Source organism: Sphingopyxis sp. PET50 (assembly GCF_025244705.1).
Classification (GTDB): Bacteria; Pseudomonadota; Alphaproteobacteria; order Sphingomonadales; family Sphingomonadaceae; genus Sphingopyxis.
Window position 1 is genome coordinate 440693 of the sequence record NZ_CP104207.1, and the last position, 16049, is coordinate 456741.

Here is a 16049-nt window from a genome sequence, read left to right on the forward strand (position 1 = left end):
GACGGACCGGCACCTTCCCGTAAGAAAGGTGACGACAATGAAACTCGACTTTATCGACCTTGGCAAGCTGTCGATCAGCAAGGCCAATATGCGCTACGCGAAGAAGGCGCCCGACGTGGCGGACATCCTTCCAACCGTTCGCAAGCGCGGCGTGCTCATGCCGTTGCTCGTTCGTCCCAATGGCGGTCCCGATACCTTCGAGATCGTCGCGGGCGCGCGGCGCTTTACCGCCGCGCAGATCGTCGCGGCGGACTGCGCCGCGAGCGGCGGCGAGGTCAATCCCTTGCCGTGCGCCATTCTTGAAGCCGGTGACGATGCCGACGCCATCGAGGCGTCGCTGATCGAGAATATCGCGCGGCTCGCACCCGACGAGGTGACGCGCTGGGAAACCTTTACCCGCCTCGTCAAGGAAGGCCGCGAGATCAAGGATATTTCGGCGACCTTCGGCATTCCCGAGCAGGGCGTGAAGCGCATCCTCGCGCTCGGCAATCTTCTGCCGCGCATCCGCGATCTCTACCGCAAGGAGGAGATCAACGCGGCGACCGTCCGGCATCTGACCTTGGCGAGCAAGAACCAGCAAAAGGCGTGGCTCGTCCTTCACGACGATCCCGATGCCTATTGTCCGACCGGCCATCAACTCAAGGAATGGCTGTTCGGCGGCGCATCGATCAAGGTCGAACATGCGCTGTTCGACGTCGAGGCGAGCGGCCTCGCGATCATCGCCGACCTGTTCGGCGAGGACCGCTATTTCGCCGATGCCGATGCCTTCTGGAAAGAGCAGGATGCGGCCATCGCGGCGCGGCGCGAGGATTATCTCGACGAGGGGTGGAGCGACGTGGTGATTGTTCCGGCGGGTGAATATTTTCCCCGCTACGAGTTCGCCAAGGCACCCAAACGCAAGGGCGGGCGCATCTATATCGATGTGCGCGAGAATGGCGAAATCACCTTCTACGAAGGCTATGTGACAGCTAAGGAAGCGAAAAGGCTCGAACGCGGCGAGGTGATCGATACCGGCCCCAAGGCGCCGCGCCCCGAAGTCACCAGCACGATGCAGACCTATATCGACCTCCATCGTCATGCCGCCGTTCGCGCCGCGCTCACCGGCCATCCAAAGGTCGCGCTGCGTCTGATGGTCGCGCATGCCATCACCGGATCGCATTTGTGGAAGGTGCAGCCCGAACCGCAGACCTGCCGCAACGAGGCGGTTCGCGAGTCGGTCGAAACCTGCAAGGGCGAGACGGAATTCGATATGAAGCGCCGCGCCGTATTGGACCTTCTCGGCTTTTCCGCCGAGGAGCCGACCGTGACCGGCGGCAATGGCGAAGGCTATGGTCTTGCGGGAGTGTTCCTGCGCTTGCTCGACCTTCCCGACCGTGCGGTGATGGAGGTGATCGCCATTGTCATCGGCGAAACCCTGGCATCGGGCAGCGCGGCGGTCGAGGCCGTGGGTATCGAGGTCGGCGTTGACATTGCCAAATACTGGCAAGCCGATGATGCCTTTTTCGAGTGCCTGCGCGACAAGGATGTACTGACCTGCATAGTCGCCGAGGTCGCGGGCGAAGGCGTCGCGACGGCCAACTCGTTGGAGAAGACCAAGACCTTGAAGCAGATCGTCCGCGATCATCTCGACGGTGCGAACGGGCGCACCAAGGTCGAGAATTGGGTGCCGAAATGGATGGTCTTCCCACCGTCCGCCTACACCGCGCGCGGCGGCATCGGCACAGTCGCGGCCCATGCCCATGTGCAGGCCGCGCGGGCCGATCACGACCCCGAACCCAGCGGTCCCGGCGCGGTGGTCGCGCTTCCGGCACCCGCCAAAGTCGAGCCGAAACCGGAGCCTGAACGCGAAGCTGCGTGACCTTTGAGCAGGCGGCGGCTCTGCCGCCGCCTGCCTTCCCGACTATCGTGCCGCCCGCCGCTTTCGCGGTTCGGGCGGCGCTTTTATGCACGTTCCATCCTTCCGACAGGCTGCGGGCCACGCCCCGAAATCCCGAAGGTGCCGGGCTGTAACCGGGGGCGGGGAAGAGGCTGTCTGCTCGGATAGGCCAAGCATCCGGCGACGGACGGGCCGCGTCAAGGACGACGGGGCCCCACCATTTTGCTGCGCAAAATCGTGACCCCCATCGCCGCTGGCGCGGCCGCTTCGCGGTCCCTGACCCGGCCCGCCCGCCGCCGGGCGAGACACCTGTCTTTCACAAGATCAGGAGACGGACGATGAGCATCGAACAGCAAATCGAGGAACTGCGTGCGGAGCTTTCATGGTGCGACGACGCGGCCGAACGGCGCCAGATCGAGGCCGAGTTGCGCGCCGCCGAGAAGCAATGGCGGCGCGGCAATCGGGCCGGGCGCGGTGGTCGAGAGGCGCGACCGGCCTAAGCTGCCGCGCCATTGTTCCAGCGCGACAAGGGGAGCGGTGCCAACGGGCGCCGCTTCCCTTTCTACGTGCGAGAGGGGGGTGGCGGGGGAACGCGAACGGACGGGCGAGGGGGTTGCGGCGTAAGGCAAGATAGAGAAGCTACGGCACCCCTGGTTGCCGTAAGCGATTGTCTGCACATCCTTTTTATGGGTGGAAAAACAGTGCCCCTTGGCTCCCAGCAGTGCCGGTGCGCCCGAAAGTGGCGGAATTCAGCGGCGTTTGGCGGCACCGATTTTCAATGGGCGAGCAGGCGCGCATGATCGCCGCTTCCTCCCTCCCGCGAGCCTTGGTGCATGTCCGACGACGATGATTTCGAACCTGAACCGGGGCGCCTTCGGAGCCGGGACAGGCACCCGCGGCCGCGCAAGTTCTTGCACCGGGTTCTGGCCGCCGCGAACCTTGCCCGCGGCGGTGCCTCCGTGCGTTCGCGCCGGAGCGGCTTTACCGGCAGCCGGATCGGACGCGGCGCCGGCGTCGGACGCGTCCTGTCGGCGCGCGATCGCTTTGCGGCGTTCCGGCAGCGCCGCGTGATCGTCAAGGCGCGGCTTATATCGTTCAAGGGCAGGGGTTTCGACGGTGCGAAGGCGCATCTTCGTTACGTCGAGCGCGACGGCACGACGCGCGAGGGCGGGCGCGGCCAGCTCTATGGCGCCGACAGCGACAAGATCGATCGCAGCGCCTGGCTCGAACGGGCGCAGACCGATAGCCACCAGTTCCGCTTCATCGTCAGCCCCGAGGATGGCGCGGACTATGACGCTCTCAAACCGCTAACCCGGCGGCTCATGGCGCGCATGGAAGAGGATCTCGGCACCCCGCTCGATTGGGTGGCGGTCGATCATTATAATACGGGCCATCCGCACACGCATATCGTCGTGCGCGGCAAGGACGGGCGCGGCAACGATCTGATCATCGCACGCGACTATATCAGCCACGGTCTGCGCGAGCGCGCGTGCGAACTGGTCGATCTCGATCTTGGCCCGCGCACCGACAATGCGATTGAACAGCGTCTTCGTGCCGAGGTCGGGCAGGAACGGCTGACCAGCATCGACCGGGCATTGATCCGCGAGGCCGACGAGAACATCCTTGTGAGCACCCGTGCGCGCGGCGCGTTCGACCAGACCATCCGCATGGGGCGGCTGAAGACGCTCGAACGGCTCGGGCTCGCGGCGCAGGTCGGTGCGTCGCATTGGCGCCTCGCGCCGGACCTCGCCGATACGCTGCGGCGCATGGGTGAGCGCGGCGACATCATCCGCACCATGCAGCGCACCTATGCGGCACGGGGCGATACGCCGAGCGCTGGTCGATCAGGCCATATACGATCCGGCGGTCGCCGATGCGCATGCGCTGGTCGGTCGTGTCGTCCATCGCGGCCTCTCCGACGAGATTGCCGATCGTCATTATGTCATCGTCGAAGCGACCGATGGTCGCTCGCATTATGTCGACATCGGCAAGGGGGAGAATGTAGAGAGCCACGTGCCCGGTGCCATCGTCCGGATCGCGCCCGTCGAAACCGGCATCCGCACTTCGGATCGCACGATTGCCGAAGTCGCCGCGGCCAATGAGGGACGCTATTCGATCGACGCGCATCTTCGTCACGATGCGAGCGCGACCGAAGCCTTCGCCGAAACGCATGTCCGGAGGCTGGAAGCCATGCGCCGACTGACCCGCAACGTCGAACGCGATCCCGATGGAAGCTGGATCATAGCGCCCGATCATCTCGATCGCGCCGCCGCCTATGAGAACGCCCGCGCGAAAGACCGGCCCGTTTCCGTTGAAACGCTGTCGCCGCTGCCGCTCGAAAAGCTCGTCGATGCCGACGCCGCGACCTGGCTCGACCGAGAGCTTATTGCATCTCTTCCCGAGCCACTGCGCGATACTGGCTTCGGGCATGACGTGCGCGAGGCGCAGGCACGGCGGCGGCAATGGCTGGTGGCCGAGGGATTGGCCGAGGAAAGGGCAGGGCAATTCTCTTATCGGAGCGGCATGATTTCCACGCTTCAGCGGCGCGAGCTGTTGCGGGTCGCAAGCGGTCTCTCGGGCGAGTTGGGATTGCCGTTCACGGAGGCGAAGGCCGGAGAGCGGATCGACGGCATGTACCGACGACCGGTCGACACGATGAGTGGGCGCTACGCGCTGGTCGAAAGGTCGCGCGACTTCACGCTTGTCCCCTGGCGTCCGGTGCTCGATCGTCATGTCGGCAAATCAGTGTCGGGCATCATGCGCGACGGCTGGATCAGTTGGGCGCTTGGGCGCCAGCGCGGTGGGCCGAGTATTTCCTGACCCGGTCGCTAACCGCCCGATCGATTCGAACACAAGATGTCAGAAAGCGGCCCCGGAGGTCAGCTGTTCGAGTTCGGACTTGGACCGCCCATCGTCCGGGGCGCGGAGCCGGATCGATAGTTCGCGATTTGCGACGCCTGGCGCTCGTCAATATTCCCGAGCACCTTGCCTGCGCCAGCAAACTTGATGGCATGCAAGTCACGGAGGCACTCGGCGACCTGCGTCCAGAATTCGGCTTCGCAATATTCGCCGAGCCCGGCGGAGTGCTTGCGCCTTTTGCGTGATGAACTCGGGCGCATGGTCGCCATGCCGCAGTTCCGCGGCCATTACCTGGCCCCAAAGGTCCTGATCGGCCTTTGCTCCCATAGTTGCGACTCCGGTTATGTTTGACAGATCATAACATAGAGCGCGCGAGCGTCAAAAACTGCTCGTCTGCAAGGAGGGAGCACCCTGTTCGGGTGGATGACCTCGCCTGTGTTCATTCAGATTATGTCCGCGACCCTGTGTGCTTTTTAGCATTCCATGGCCCGAACGGGCGGGCAGCCGCCAGAGCCATTGTAGCTGGCGACTAACAAGGACGCGTCCAGGCGCTTCGTGGCGCTTCGAGGGTGTGATTTTCTCAAATCGCCTTTTGGTCGATTTCTCGAGCCCTGAACCGGGGCGATTTTCCGTCCCCGGGCGGAGCTCATCATGACGCCGACCAAATTGCTCATTGGCCAGATTTTGCTCGTGTTCGCGATCGTCGTTGCAGGCGTCTGGGCAGCCACGCAATGGTGTGCGGCGATGCTCGGCTACCAAGCCGAGCTCGGCGTGGCATGGTTCCGGATTGGTGAGCTTCCAATCTACCGCCCGTGGGCGATCTTCTGGTGGTGGTATTCGTTCGAGGCCTATGCGCCGCACGTCTTCGACAAGGCGGGGACGCTTGCCGGCGCGAGCGGTTTTCTCGGCTGCGCCGCGGCGATCGGCGGCTCGCTCTGGCGTGCGCGCCAGTCGCGGCACGTTACGACCTATGGCTCGGCGCGCTGGGCGACACCTCGCGAGATGGACGGCGCCGGCCTGTTTCATGACGCAGGGGTGTTCCTCGGGCGCCAGGGCAGACGCTATCTGCGTCACGATGGTCCTGAACATGTCATGGCCTTCGCGCCGACCCGCTCGGGCAAGGGCGTGGGCCTCGTCGTCCCGACGCTCTTGAGCTGGACCGGCTCGGCGGTCATTCACGACATCAAGGGCGAGAATTGGCAGCTCACCGCCGGGTGGCGTGCGCGCTTCAGCCACGCGCTGCTGTTCAACCCGACCGACCCCGCGTCAGCCAGGTATAATCCCCTCCTCGAAGTGCGCCGCGGCGCGCACGAGGTCCGCGACGTCCAGAATATCGCGGACATCCTCGTCGATCCCGAAGGCGCGCTCGAACGGCGCAATCACTGGGAGAAGACGTCGCACTCGCTGCTCGTCGGCGCGATCCTCCACATCCTCTATGCCGAGGAAGAAAAGACGCTCGCGCGCGTCGCCTCGTTCCTGTCCGATCCGCAGCGTCCGTTCGTCGCCACGCTCCGGCGCATGATGTCGACCAATCATCTCGGCACCAAGGATGCGCCGCAGGTTCATGCCGTTGTCGCATCGGCGGCGCGCGAGGTGCTGAACAAGAGCGAGAATGAACGCAGCGGCGTGCTCTCGACCGCGATGTCGTTCCTCGGCCTCTATCGCGATCCGACCGTCGCCGCGGTCACATCGCGCTGCGACTGGCGCATCGCCGATCTCGTCGAAGCGGAGCATCCGGTTTCGCTCTATCTGGTCATTCCGCCGTCCGACATCTCGCGCACTAAGCCGCTGATCCGTCTCGTGCTCAACCAGATCGGGCGCCGCCTGACCGAAAAGCTCGATGCCGATCCGGCCAGGGGACGCAAGCACCAACTCCTGATGATGCTCGACGAGTTTCCGGCGCTCGGGCGGCTCGACTTCTTCGAGACGAGCCTGGCTTTCATGGCGGGTTACGGCGTGCGTGCTTTCCTGATCGCGCAATCGCTGAACCAGATCGAGAAAGCCTATGGCGAGCACAATGCGATCCTCGACAACTGCCATGTCCGCGTCGCTTTCGCGACGAACGACGAGCGGACGGCCCGCCGCATCTCCGATGCGCTCGGCGTCGCGACCGAACAGCGCGCGATGCGCAACTATGCCGGGCACCGGCTCGCGCCGTGGCTCGCGCATGTCATGGTCAGCCGGCAGGAAACCGCACGCCCGCTGCTGACGCAAGGCGAGGTGATGCAGCTTCCGCCCGCCGACGAGCTGGTGCTCGTCTCGGGCATGGCGCCGATCCGTGCGAAGAAGCTGCGCTATTTCGAGGACGGCAATTTCCGCGGTCGTGTGATCGCGCCGCCAACCCTCTCCGCCGAGAAATATCCCGATCGGCCGCGCCCACGTGCCGACGACTGGAGCGGGACGACCAGCGCGGTCGATATCCGCCTCGGCGCGGAACGGAAGACAGATGCTGCCGCCCGTGATGATGGCGGTCTCGAGCAGCAGCGGCATCCCGGCATCGAGGAAGCATCCGTCAAGGCAGAGCTGGCGAAACAGCTCGAACTGCCCGATCTCGAACGCGACGATTCCGATCCCGCCGGTGACAAGCGCGTGATGGATCAGGTGCGTGCGTCGATGGTGCGTGGGCACGCGATGAACCAGTCGCAGTCGCAAGACCTGCTGCCGGGGCTCTGAGCGATGAAGGTTCGGCAGAATCTCTATATCGATCGCGAACTCAGCGACGCGCTCGACGCGCTGGTCGTTCGGCGCGGCGGCAACAAGTCCCACATGGTCAACGATGCTCTCAAGAGCTGGCTGGCTCGGCGGGCGACCAAGGAGGTCGACGATCTTCTCAAGGTCCGTCTCGACCGTATCTCGCGCGAGGTCGCGGCGGGCTAGGCGCGACATCGAGGTGGCGCTCGAGGCATTGGCACTGTTCGTGCGCTATCAACTTACCGTCACTGCGCCGCTTCCCGAAGCCGATGCAGCCGCGCTCGCGACGGGCAACCAGCGGTTCGAGCGTTTCATCGCGCAGCTCGGCCGCCAGATTGCCGGCGGCAAGCGGACGCTCGGCGCGAATGATCCCGAGGTGCGGCCATGAGCGAGATGCTGATCGACGCCAATAACTCGCTCGGCCGACGTCGCGCGATGCTGCGCACGGCGATGGGGCCGGCGATCGCGGCGGCGCTGTCGGATCCCGCGACCCAGGAGATCATGGTCAATCCCGACGGCATCCTGCGCCTCGACCGGCTCGGCGAAGGGCGGATCGATACCGGAACGCGCTACGATCCGGCGCAGGTCGAACGCATTATCCGCCTGGTCGCGAGCCATGCCCGGACCGAGGTCCACGCGGCATCGCCGATCGTGTCGGCGGAACTTCCGCCACATGGGGAAGGGGCAGGGGAACGGTTCGAGGGCGTGCTGCCGCCGGTTAGCCTCGCGCCCTGTTTCTCGATCCGGAAGCCCGCATCGAAGATCCATACGCTGCTCGACTATGTGAAGGACGGCATCATGTCGGCGGATACCGCGCGGCAATTGTCGATGGCGGTGGTCGAGCGGAAGAATATCCTCGTCGCCGAGCGGCACCTCGTCGGGCAAGACGACGCTCGCCAACGCGCTGCTCGCCGAAATGGGGCATCTCGACGAGCGCGTCATCCTGATCGAGGATACGCGCGAATTGCAGTGCGCCGCGAGCGATGTCGTCGCGCTGCGCACGCGCCCGACCGGCGCCGCCGGTGCAGGCGGGGTCACCATGGCCGATCTCGTCCGGTCGACCCTCCGGCTTCGCCCCGACCGCATCATCGTCGGCGAGGTCCGGGGCAGGGAAGCCCTCGATATGCTCAAGGCCTGGAACACCGGGCACCCCGGCGGCATCGCGACGGTCCATGCGAACAGCGCCGTCGCCGCGCTCTACCGGCTCGAACAACTCGTGCAGGAAAGCGTCGTCACGGTGCCGCGGCGACTGATCGCCGAGGCGATCGACATGGTGGTGTTCATTTCCGGGCGCGGACTGGCGCGCCGTGTCGATGCCATCGGGCGTGTCGCCGGCCTCGACGCGCAGGGAAATTATGCCGTCTGCGGCCTCACCCCCAATCCAGCCCGTCTTTCCGATGGAGAATGACATGCACCTGTCCCGTACCTCCCGATTTCACAAGATCGCCTCCATCACGGCCGCGGCTGCGCTCGGCGTCGCCATCGCCGCGACGGCACAGGCCGCCGGCTCGGGCATGCCGTGGGAGGAACCGCTCCAGAAGGTGCTCGAATCGGTCCAGGGTCCGGTCGCGAAGATCATCGGTGTGATCATCATCATCACGACCGGGCTGACGATGGCGTTCGGTGAGACGGCAGGCGGCTTCCGGCGGCTGATCCAGGTCATCTTCGGGCTGTCGATCGCCTTCACTGCGAGTTCCTTCTTCCTGTCCTTCTTCTCGTTCGGCGGTGGGGCGCTGATCATATGACTGGCGCGACACAACAGATCGACGGCTTCGAGGCGCCGATGCACCGTGCGCTTGTCGAACCGATCCTGATCGGCGGCGCGCCGCGCGCGATCGCGATCGCCAACGGCACCCTCGCGGCCGCGATCGGCCTCGGTCTTCAGCAATGGATCGCGGGGCTCGCCCTGTGGGCGTTCGGGCATACGCTCGCCGTGTTCGCGGCCAAGCGCGACCCGGACTTCGCAGCCGTTCTCGCGCGTCACCTTCGCCAGAAGGGATATCTCTCATGCTGAACTTGCGCGAATATCGCAGCCGGGCCGACCGGCTCGCCGATCATCTGCCCTGGGCGGCGCTGGTCGCGCCCGGCGTGGTCCTCAACAAGGACGGCAGTTTTCAGCGCACGCTTGCCTTTCGCGGGCCCGACCTCGAATCGGCGACCGATGCAGAACTGATCGCTGCGTGCGCGCGCGCCAACAATGTCCTCAAGCGTTTCGGTTCGGGCTGGGCCTTGCACTTCGAGGCCGAACGGCGCGAGGCGCTGGGTTATCCGGACGGCCCGTTTCCCGAAGCGGTATCGCGGCTGGTCGACGAGGAGCGGCGCGCGGGCTTCGAGAGCGCGGGCAGGCATTTCGAGAGCCTTTATTATCTGACGCTCACTTTCCTGCCGCCGCCCGATCAGGCCGATACGGCGGGCCGTGTGCTCGTCGAGCGTAGCGACAATATAAAGGGTCGCGATTGGCGGCAGGCGCTCGAAGCCTTCATCGCTGAGACCGAACGCGCGCTCGATCTCTTTTCGGGTTTCATGCCCGAGGTTCGCGCGCTGGGCGATGCAGAGACGCTGAGCTTCCTGCACGGCACGATCTCCGAGCGCTCGCATCCCGTCGCGGTGCCGGACACGCCGATGTATCTCGACGGGCTGCTCGCCGATACGCCACTGACCGGCGGGCTCGAGCCGATGCTGGGTGGTATGCATCTCCGCACCCTCACCATCCTCGGCTTCCCGAACGCGAGCCAGCCCGGAATCCTCGACGCGCTCAATCATGAGGATTTCGGCTATCGCTGGGTCACGCGATTCATCGCGCTGGACAAGCAGGAGGCAACCAAGGCGCTCACCAAACTCAGGCGCCAGTGGTTCAACAAGCGGAAGTCGATCACCGCGCTGTTGCGCGAGGTCATCTACAACCAGCCCGCTCAACTCCTCGACAGCGACGCCGACAACAAGGTGGTCGATGCCGATCTCGCGTTACAAGCGCTCGGCGGCGATCATGTCGCCTTCGGTCATCTGACGACGACGATCACCGTTGCGGATGAAGATCGCGCCCGCGTCGAGGAAAAGGTCCGCAGGGTCGAGCGGATCGTGAACGGGCTCGGCTTCACCTGTATCCGCGAGGGCGTAAACGCGGTCGAAGCCTGGCTGTCGAGCCTGCCGGGGCAGGTTTACGCGAACGTCCGTCAGCCCCTCGTCCACACGCTGAATCTCGCGCACCTGATGCCGCTGTCGTCGGTGTGGGCGGGCCCGGCGCGCGATACGTATCTCGACGGGCCGCCATTGCTCTATGCCGAGACCAGCGCTTCGACCCCGTTTCGTTTGTCGACCCATGTCGGCGATGTCGGGCACATGATGATTGTCGGCCCGACCGGAGCCGGCAAGTCTGTCCTGCTCGCGTTGCTGGCATTGCAGTTCCGTCGCTATCCGGGCTCCCAAGTCACTATCTTCGACAAGGGTTTCTCGGCGCGCGCCGCAGTGTTGGCGATGGGCGGCGCGCATCACGCGCTTGGACTCGGCGGCGAGGAGGGAGACGGCAAGGCGATCGCCTTTCAGCCGCTCCGCCATATCGACCGCCCCGACGAACGAGCATGGGCCGCCGAATGGATATGTGCGCTGTTCGCACACGAAAAGCTGCTGGTCACGCCCGAGGTCAAAGAGTCCGTCTGGTCGGCATTGACCAGCCTCGCGACGGCCCCGGTCGAGGAACGCACGCTCACCGGCCTGTCGTTGCTGCTCCAGTCCGCGCCGCTTCGTGTCGCACTTGCGCCCTATACGCTTGAAGGTCCGTTCGGGCGGCTGCTCGATGCGGCGGAAGATGATCTCGCTGTCGCCGATGTGCAATGCTTCGAGACCGAGGCGCTGATGGGCCAGTCGGGCGTCGTTGCGCCCGTGCTCACCTATTTGTTTCACCGGCTCGAGGAACGCTTCACCGGGCAGCCGACGCTGCTCATCCTCGACGAAGCCTGGGTTTTCCTCGACCATCCGCTGTTCGCCGCGCGCATTCGCGAATGGCTGAAGGTGCTCAGGAAGCGCAACGTCGCGGTGGTGTTCGCGACGCAATCGCTCGCCGACATCGCCGACAGCGCCATTGCGCCCGCGATCATTGAGAGCTGTCCGCAGCGCATATTGCTGCCGAACGACCGCGCGATCGAGCCGCAGTCGCGCGCGGCCTATGAACGCTTCGGCCTCAATGCGCGGCAGATCGAACTGGTCAGCCGGGCGACACCCAAGCGGCAATATTATCTGCAATCGGCGCGCGGCAACCGGCTGTTCGAACTCGGGCTGGGCCCGATCGCGCTCGCGCTCTGCGGCGCCTCCGATCCCGACACGCAGAAGCGGATCGACGCGATCCTGTCGCACATCGACCCGCTCGGCGTCGGATGGCGCGATCCACTCGAGTTCGCGCGGCGCTTTCTCGCCGGATCTGGCCTTGAATGGGCAGCCGACCTGCTTGTCCGCATTCCCCATCCCTCAACCCCCGAAGGAGAAAGACCGTGAAGAATGATGTGATGGCCGCATTGCTTGGAGCCGCCGCGCTCGGCGCCAGCTTGGCGATGGCGGTGCCGCCTGCCCATGCGATGCCGGTATTCGACAGCGCCAACTATTCGCAGAACCTGCTCACCGCGGCGCGCACGTTGCGACAGATCAACCAGCAGATCCAGTCGCTTCAGAACGAGGCGCGGATGATCGAGGGTATGGAGAAGAATCTCAGCCGGATCGACTTCCCCGAACTCGACCGGCTCCGCGAGAAGCTCGGCGCCATCGATCGGCTGATGGGGCAGGCGCAGGGGGTCGACTTCCGTGTCGGTCAGCTCGACGAACGCTATCGCCAGATCTTTCCTTCCGATTTCGACCGGCTTCTGAAGCGCGATCAGCGCGTTGCCGCCGCGAAGCAGCGGCTCGACACCGAGATGGCGGCGTTTCGCCAGACCATGGGCGTCCAGAGCCAGATCGTCGAAAATGTCCGCGACGATGCGCAGGCGCTCAGCCAGATCGTCGCCAAGAGCCAGGGTGCCGAAGGCTCATTGCAGGTCGGGCAGGCCACCAACCAGCTTCTCGCGCTCACTGCGAAGCAGCAGTTTCAGATCCAGAACCTGATGGCGGCACAGTTCCGCAGCCAATCGCTCGAAGCCGCGCGGCGCGGACAGAGCGCGCGCGAAGCGCGCGAACGAACGAAGCGCTTCCTCGGCGACGGCAAGGCCTACACGCCGCACCCATGAGCTGGGGGGAGGGCGGCTTCCCCCCCGTCCAAAGCCGCCCTTCCTTCGTCGCGGGCGTCGCAAGGCACCCCTCCAAGCTCGGCCCATGACGCCCGCGACATCATTCGCTTTTGCAGGAATCCGACATGGATGATCTCAATGTCATCGACATGTTTCTTGAAGCCTTCATCCGCTACATCGACAGCGGATTCGGGCTTCTCGGTCCCGACGTCGGATTCCTCACCACGATCCTGATCGGCATCGACATCACGCTTGCCGGCCTGTTCTGGGCGCTCGGCGGCGAAGACGATGTCATCGCCAAATTCCTCAAGAAGATCCTCTATGTCGGCGTGTTCGCCCTGATCCTGAACAGTTTCTCGACGCTGTCCGAGATCGTCTTCAATAGCTTCGCCGGTCTCGGCCTGACCGCTGGCGGCAGCGCGATCACCGCCGACGATTTGCTGAAACCGGGGCGCCTGGCAGGAACTGGATTCGAAGCGGCCTGGCCGCTTCTCGAGCAGGCGAAGGATCTCGTCGGTCCCATCGATTTCTTCGACAATTTCGTCGAGATCGCGGTGCTGGTGATCGCGTGGATCGTCGTGATCGCGGCCTTCTTCATCATGGCGATCCAGCTTTTTATCACGATCCTCGAATTCAAGCTGACGAGCCTCGCGGGCTTCGTGCTCGTGCCCTTCGCGCTCTGGAACCGCACCGCCTTTCTCGCCGAACGCGTGCTCGGCAATGTCGTTAGCTCGGGCATCAAGGTCATGGTGCTCACCGTGATCGTCGGCATCGGGTCGAACTATTTCGCGGACTTCACCAGCGCGATCACCGACGAGATGTCGATCGAGCAGGCCGTGTCGCTCATGCTCGCGAGCCTCGTGATCTTCGGGCTCGCTATCTTCGGACCCGGAATCGCTTCGGGTCTCGTTTCTGGCGGACCGCAACTCGGCGCGGGGTCGGCGATGGCCACGACCGCGCTCGCGGCGGGCGGCATCGCCATGGGCGGTGCCGGTGCTGTCGCGGCCGCGCGCGGCGTCGCGGGGGCGGGTCTCGGCGCGATCCGCGCGGGCACGTCGATGGGATCGGCCGCGACGACCGCCTACAAGCTCGGACAGGAAACATCGGGCTCCGCCACCATCCGCGCCGGTCTTGGCGGCATGGCGACCGCGGCAAAAGGCACTGCCGCCAATCGGATGCGCGGGAGCCTCGATCTCGGCGCGGCTGCCGACCGTGGCCAGCAAGCGGCCTGGGCCGCGGGCAGTACATCGGCGGGGTCTGCGACCGCTGCGAACGGCGCCGCGAGGCAGGAATCCATGCCCGCCTGGGCGCAAAAACTCCAGTCCACGCAGGCGTCGCGCCACCGCCGCCAGATGGCGATCAACACCGTCCAGGGTGGCGACCGCGGCGGCGGCAGTATCACTCCAGACATCAGGGAAAGGGACTAGATCATGCGATTCAAGCGTGCCGTCGAGCGCTATGGGAGAACGCCCGAACCGGAGACGCCTTATCAGCGCGCCGGGCAGCTATGGGACGGACGGATCGGGTCCGCCCGCGTTCAGGCGAGGAATTGGCGCATGATGGCGTTCGGCGGGCTGTTCCTGACCACCGGCCTGTCGGCTGCGCTGGTGTGGCAGTCGCTGCAAAGCCGCGTCGTCCCCTATGTGGTCGAGGTCGACCGCCTCGGCGAAGCGCGCAGCGTCGCGCCCGCGGTGACCGACTATCGGCCGACCGACCCGCAGATTTCCTGGCACCTCGGACGCTTCATCGCGAACATCCGAGCGCGCTCGCTCGATCCGGTGCTGATGCGCGAGAACTGGCTGTCGGCCTATGATTTCGCGACCGAGCGCGCTTCGCTGTTCCTCGGCGAATATGCCCGCGCCGCCGATCCGTTCGCCGAGGTCGGCCGCAAGACGGTGTCGGTGCAGGTGACCAGCGTTGTGCGCGCGTCCGACAACAGCTTCCAAGTCAAATGGACCGAGAGCGCATATGAGCGCGGGAGCCTCACCAGCACATCGCGATGGACCGCGATGCTGACGGTAAAAATCCAGCCGCCCCGTTCGGCCGAGGTGCTGAGGAAGAATCCGCTCGGCCTCTATGTCGACGCGATCGACTGGAGCCGCGAACTGGAGCCGTCCTCCGAACGGGCCATGCCCAGAGAATTTCCGTTGCCGTCGGATTTGCTCCCGGAAGCGCCGCTGCATCGCGACCTCCCGCTCGGGTCGCCGCTTGATCCAGGGCTTGCCGAGCCCGCAACTCCCTCGAGTCCCGAAAGGAACGCCCAATGATCCGTGCCGTCCTCTTGTCGGCGAGCTGCTTCGCGCTCGCCATTCCCGCCGCCGCGCAGACAGCCGCGCGCGTCGATGCCGCCAACAGAGCGGCGCTGCGTGAACCGACGAGAGCGGGCTATATCAGTGCCGTTCAAGTTTACCCGTGGTCGGAAGGCACGCTCTATCGCCTCTACGCCGCGCCCGAACGCGTGACCGATATCGCGCTGCAGCCTGGCGAGACGATCACCTCGGTCGCGGCAGGCGATACGGTGCGCTGGACGGTCGGCGACACGAGCAGCGGGAGCGGGCAGGGCAAACGGACGCATATTTTGGTGAAGCCCTTTTCCGCCGGGCTGCGCACCAATTTGCTCATCACGACCGATCGGCGCGTCTATCACATCGAACTCGAAAGCCGGTTGAGCGGCGCAATGGCGGCACTTTCCTGGACCTATCCGCAGGACGAGCTGATCGCTCTGCGCCATGACCGGGAGGCTGCCGAGGCGGCAATGCCAGTGGCTTCGGGCCTTGCCGTCGCAAATCTCAATTTCAACTACGCGATCTCGGGCGACAAGCCGGCATGGCGACCACTGCGCGCGTTCGATGATGGCCGAGCAAACCTTCATCGAGTTTTCGCCGAGCATCGCCGTCGGTGAAGCGCCGCCGTTGTTCGTCATCGGCGAGGAGGGTGAGGCACAGCTCGTCAACTACCGTGTCGCGGGGCGTTACTATGTCGTCGATCGCCTGTTCGGTGCGGCTGAACTGCGCCTTGGCGGCAAAAAGCAGAAGGTCGTGCGGATCGAGACGGCGCAGCCGAAGCGGGGGAAGGGCAAATGACCGATCCTGCCGTTTCCCCCGCCAGCGCCGCGCCTGACCAAGGCCGATCCGGAAACGCTGGTCCTGCGCGCGGCGCCCGGTCGCGTCACTCGCTTCCGCCGCGGAGCGGTCATCGCCATTGCCGCCGCCGGATCGACCGCGATTGTCGGCGTCGCATGGCTCGCGCTGAAACCGGCAAGCATCGGCATCGTCGCGCCCGCCGATGACAAGCCGCATGGCGCGAAGGCGGCGCCCGATGCGCTTGCGGGCGCGCCGACCAGCTATGGCGACGTGCCGCCGCTCGGTGCTCCGCTTCCCGGAGATTTGGGGCGTCCGATCCTCAATCATCAA

The 16049-nt window shown here is 65.3% G+C and carries 13 protein-coding genes and 3 pseudogenes; 15 read left to right on the forward strand and 1 reads right to left on the reverse strand.

Translation table 11 applies throughout. The annotated features are described in order from the left end of the window. Window positions 1-37: 37 nt before the first annotated feature. From N0A20_RS02375 to N0A20_RS19960, 4 genes and pseudogenes are all read left to right on the forward strand, one after another. Window positions 38-1858, forward strand: coding sequence for a ParB/RepB/Spo0J family partition protein (locus N0A20_RS02375; protein ID WP_260582431.1), 1821 nt, complete (start codon window positions 38-40; stop codon window positions 1856-1858). Between the two features lie 356 nt (window positions 1859-2214). Beyond that, a complete protein-coding gene (locus N0A20_RS02380; protein WP_260582432.1) occupies window positions 2215-2376 on the forward strand; it encodes a hypothetical protein in 162 nt (53 codons plus the stop codon). Between the two features lie 1167 nt (window positions 2377-3543). Then, window positions 3544-3639: pseudogene (locus N0A20_RS19955) on the forward strand (hypothetical protein); the annotation flags it as partial. A gap of 46 nt (window positions 3640-3685) precedes the next feature. Then, window positions 3686-4696 carry a DUF3363 domain-containing protein gene (locus tag N0A20_RS19960; RefSeq protein ID WP_312846588.1) on the forward strand — a complete coding sequence of 337 codons (1011 nt, stop codon included), beginning with the start codon at window positions 3686-3688 and terminating at the stop codon, window positions 4694-4696. A gap of 59 nt (window positions 4697-4755) precedes the next feature. Here N0A20_RS19960 and N0A20_RS02390 read toward each other — a convergent pair whose 3' ends face one another. Further along, the gene (locus tag N0A20_RS02390) at window positions 4756-5004 is read right to left on the reverse strand and encodes a hypothetical protein (RefSeq protein ID WP_260582434.1); all 249 of its coding nucleotides are present in this window, start codon (window positions 5002-5004) and stop codon (window positions 4756-4758) included. 382 nt (window positions 5005-5386) lie between these two features. On the opposite strand from N0A20_RS02390, the gene N0A20_RS02395 reads away from it, so the two are divergent. The 11 genes and pseudogenes from N0A20_RS02395 (at window position 5387) to trbG (ending at window position 15719) form a co-directional block, all read left to right on the forward strand. Next, window positions 5387-7408, forward strand: coding sequence for a conjugal transfer protein TraG (locus N0A20_RS02395; RefSeq protein ID WP_260582435.1), 2022 nt, complete (start codon window positions 5387-5389; stop codon window positions 7406-7408). 3 nt (window positions 7409-7411) lie between these two features. Next, window positions 7412-7612, forward strand: a complete 201-nt coding sequence (locus N0A20_RS02400) for a hypothetical protein (protein ID WP_260582437.1) — start codon at window positions 7412-7414, stop codon at window positions 7610-7612. 13 nt (window positions 7613-7625) lie between these two features. After that, complete coding sequence (locus N0A20_RS02405) at window positions 7626-7814, forward strand: hypothetical protein (protein ID WP_260582439.1); 189 nt, start codon at window positions 7626-7628, stop codon at window positions 7812-7814. Between the two features lie 5 nt (window positions 7815-7819). Beyond that, a pseudogene (trbB, locus tag N0A20_RS02410) lies at window positions 7820-8834 on the forward strand (P-type conjugative transfer ATPase TrbB). Window position 8835: 1 nt separating this feature from the next. After that, the gene (locus N0A20_RS02415; protein WP_260582440.1) at window positions 8836-9171 is read left to right on the forward strand and encodes a TrbC/VirB2 family protein; all 336 of its coding nucleotides are present in this window, start codon (window positions 8836-8838) and stop codon (window positions 9169-9171) included. Further along, window positions 9168-9440, forward strand: a complete 273-nt coding sequence (locus N0A20_RS02420; protein ID WP_260582441.1) for a VirB3 family type IV secretion system protein — start codon at window positions 9168-9170, stop codon at window positions 9438-9440. Before N0A20_RS02415 ends, N0A20_RS02420 begins: the two co-directional genes overlap by 4 nt. Then, window positions 9434-11914 (forward strand): conjugal transfer protein TrbE, encoded by a 2481-nt coding sequence (gene trbE / locus N0A20_RS02425; RefSeq protein WP_260582442.1) that lies wholly within the window; start codon window positions 9434-9436, stop codon window positions 11912-11914. The genes N0A20_RS02420 and trbE overlap by 7 nt, the downstream gene beginning before the upstream one ends. Next, window positions 11911-12636, forward strand: a complete 726-nt coding sequence (gene trbJ / locus N0A20_RS02430; protein ID WP_260582443.1) for a P-type conjugative transfer protein TrbJ — start codon at window positions 11911-11913, stop codon at window positions 12634-12636. Before trbE ends, trbJ begins: the two co-directional genes overlap by 4 nt. A gap of 125 nt (window positions 12637-12761) precedes the next feature. Continuing rightward, window positions 12762-14063 carry a P-type conjugative transfer protein TrbL gene (gene trbL, locus N0A20_RS02435; protein WP_260582444.1) on the forward strand — a complete coding sequence of 434 codons (1302 nt, stop codon included), beginning with the start codon at window positions 12762-12764 and terminating at the stop codon, window positions 14061-14063. A gap of 3 nt (window positions 14064-14066) precedes the next feature. After that, window positions 14067-14903, forward strand: coding sequence for a conjugal transfer protein TrbF (gene trbF, locus N0A20_RS02440; RefSeq protein WP_260582445.1), 837 nt, complete (start codon window positions 14067-14069; stop codon window positions 14901-14903). Next, window positions 14900-15719, forward strand: a pseudogene (trbG, locus tag N0A20_RS02445) (P-type conjugative transfer protein TrbG). Before trbF ends, trbG begins: the two are co-directional and overlap by 4 nt. Window positions 15720-16049: the final 330 nt, after the last annotated feature.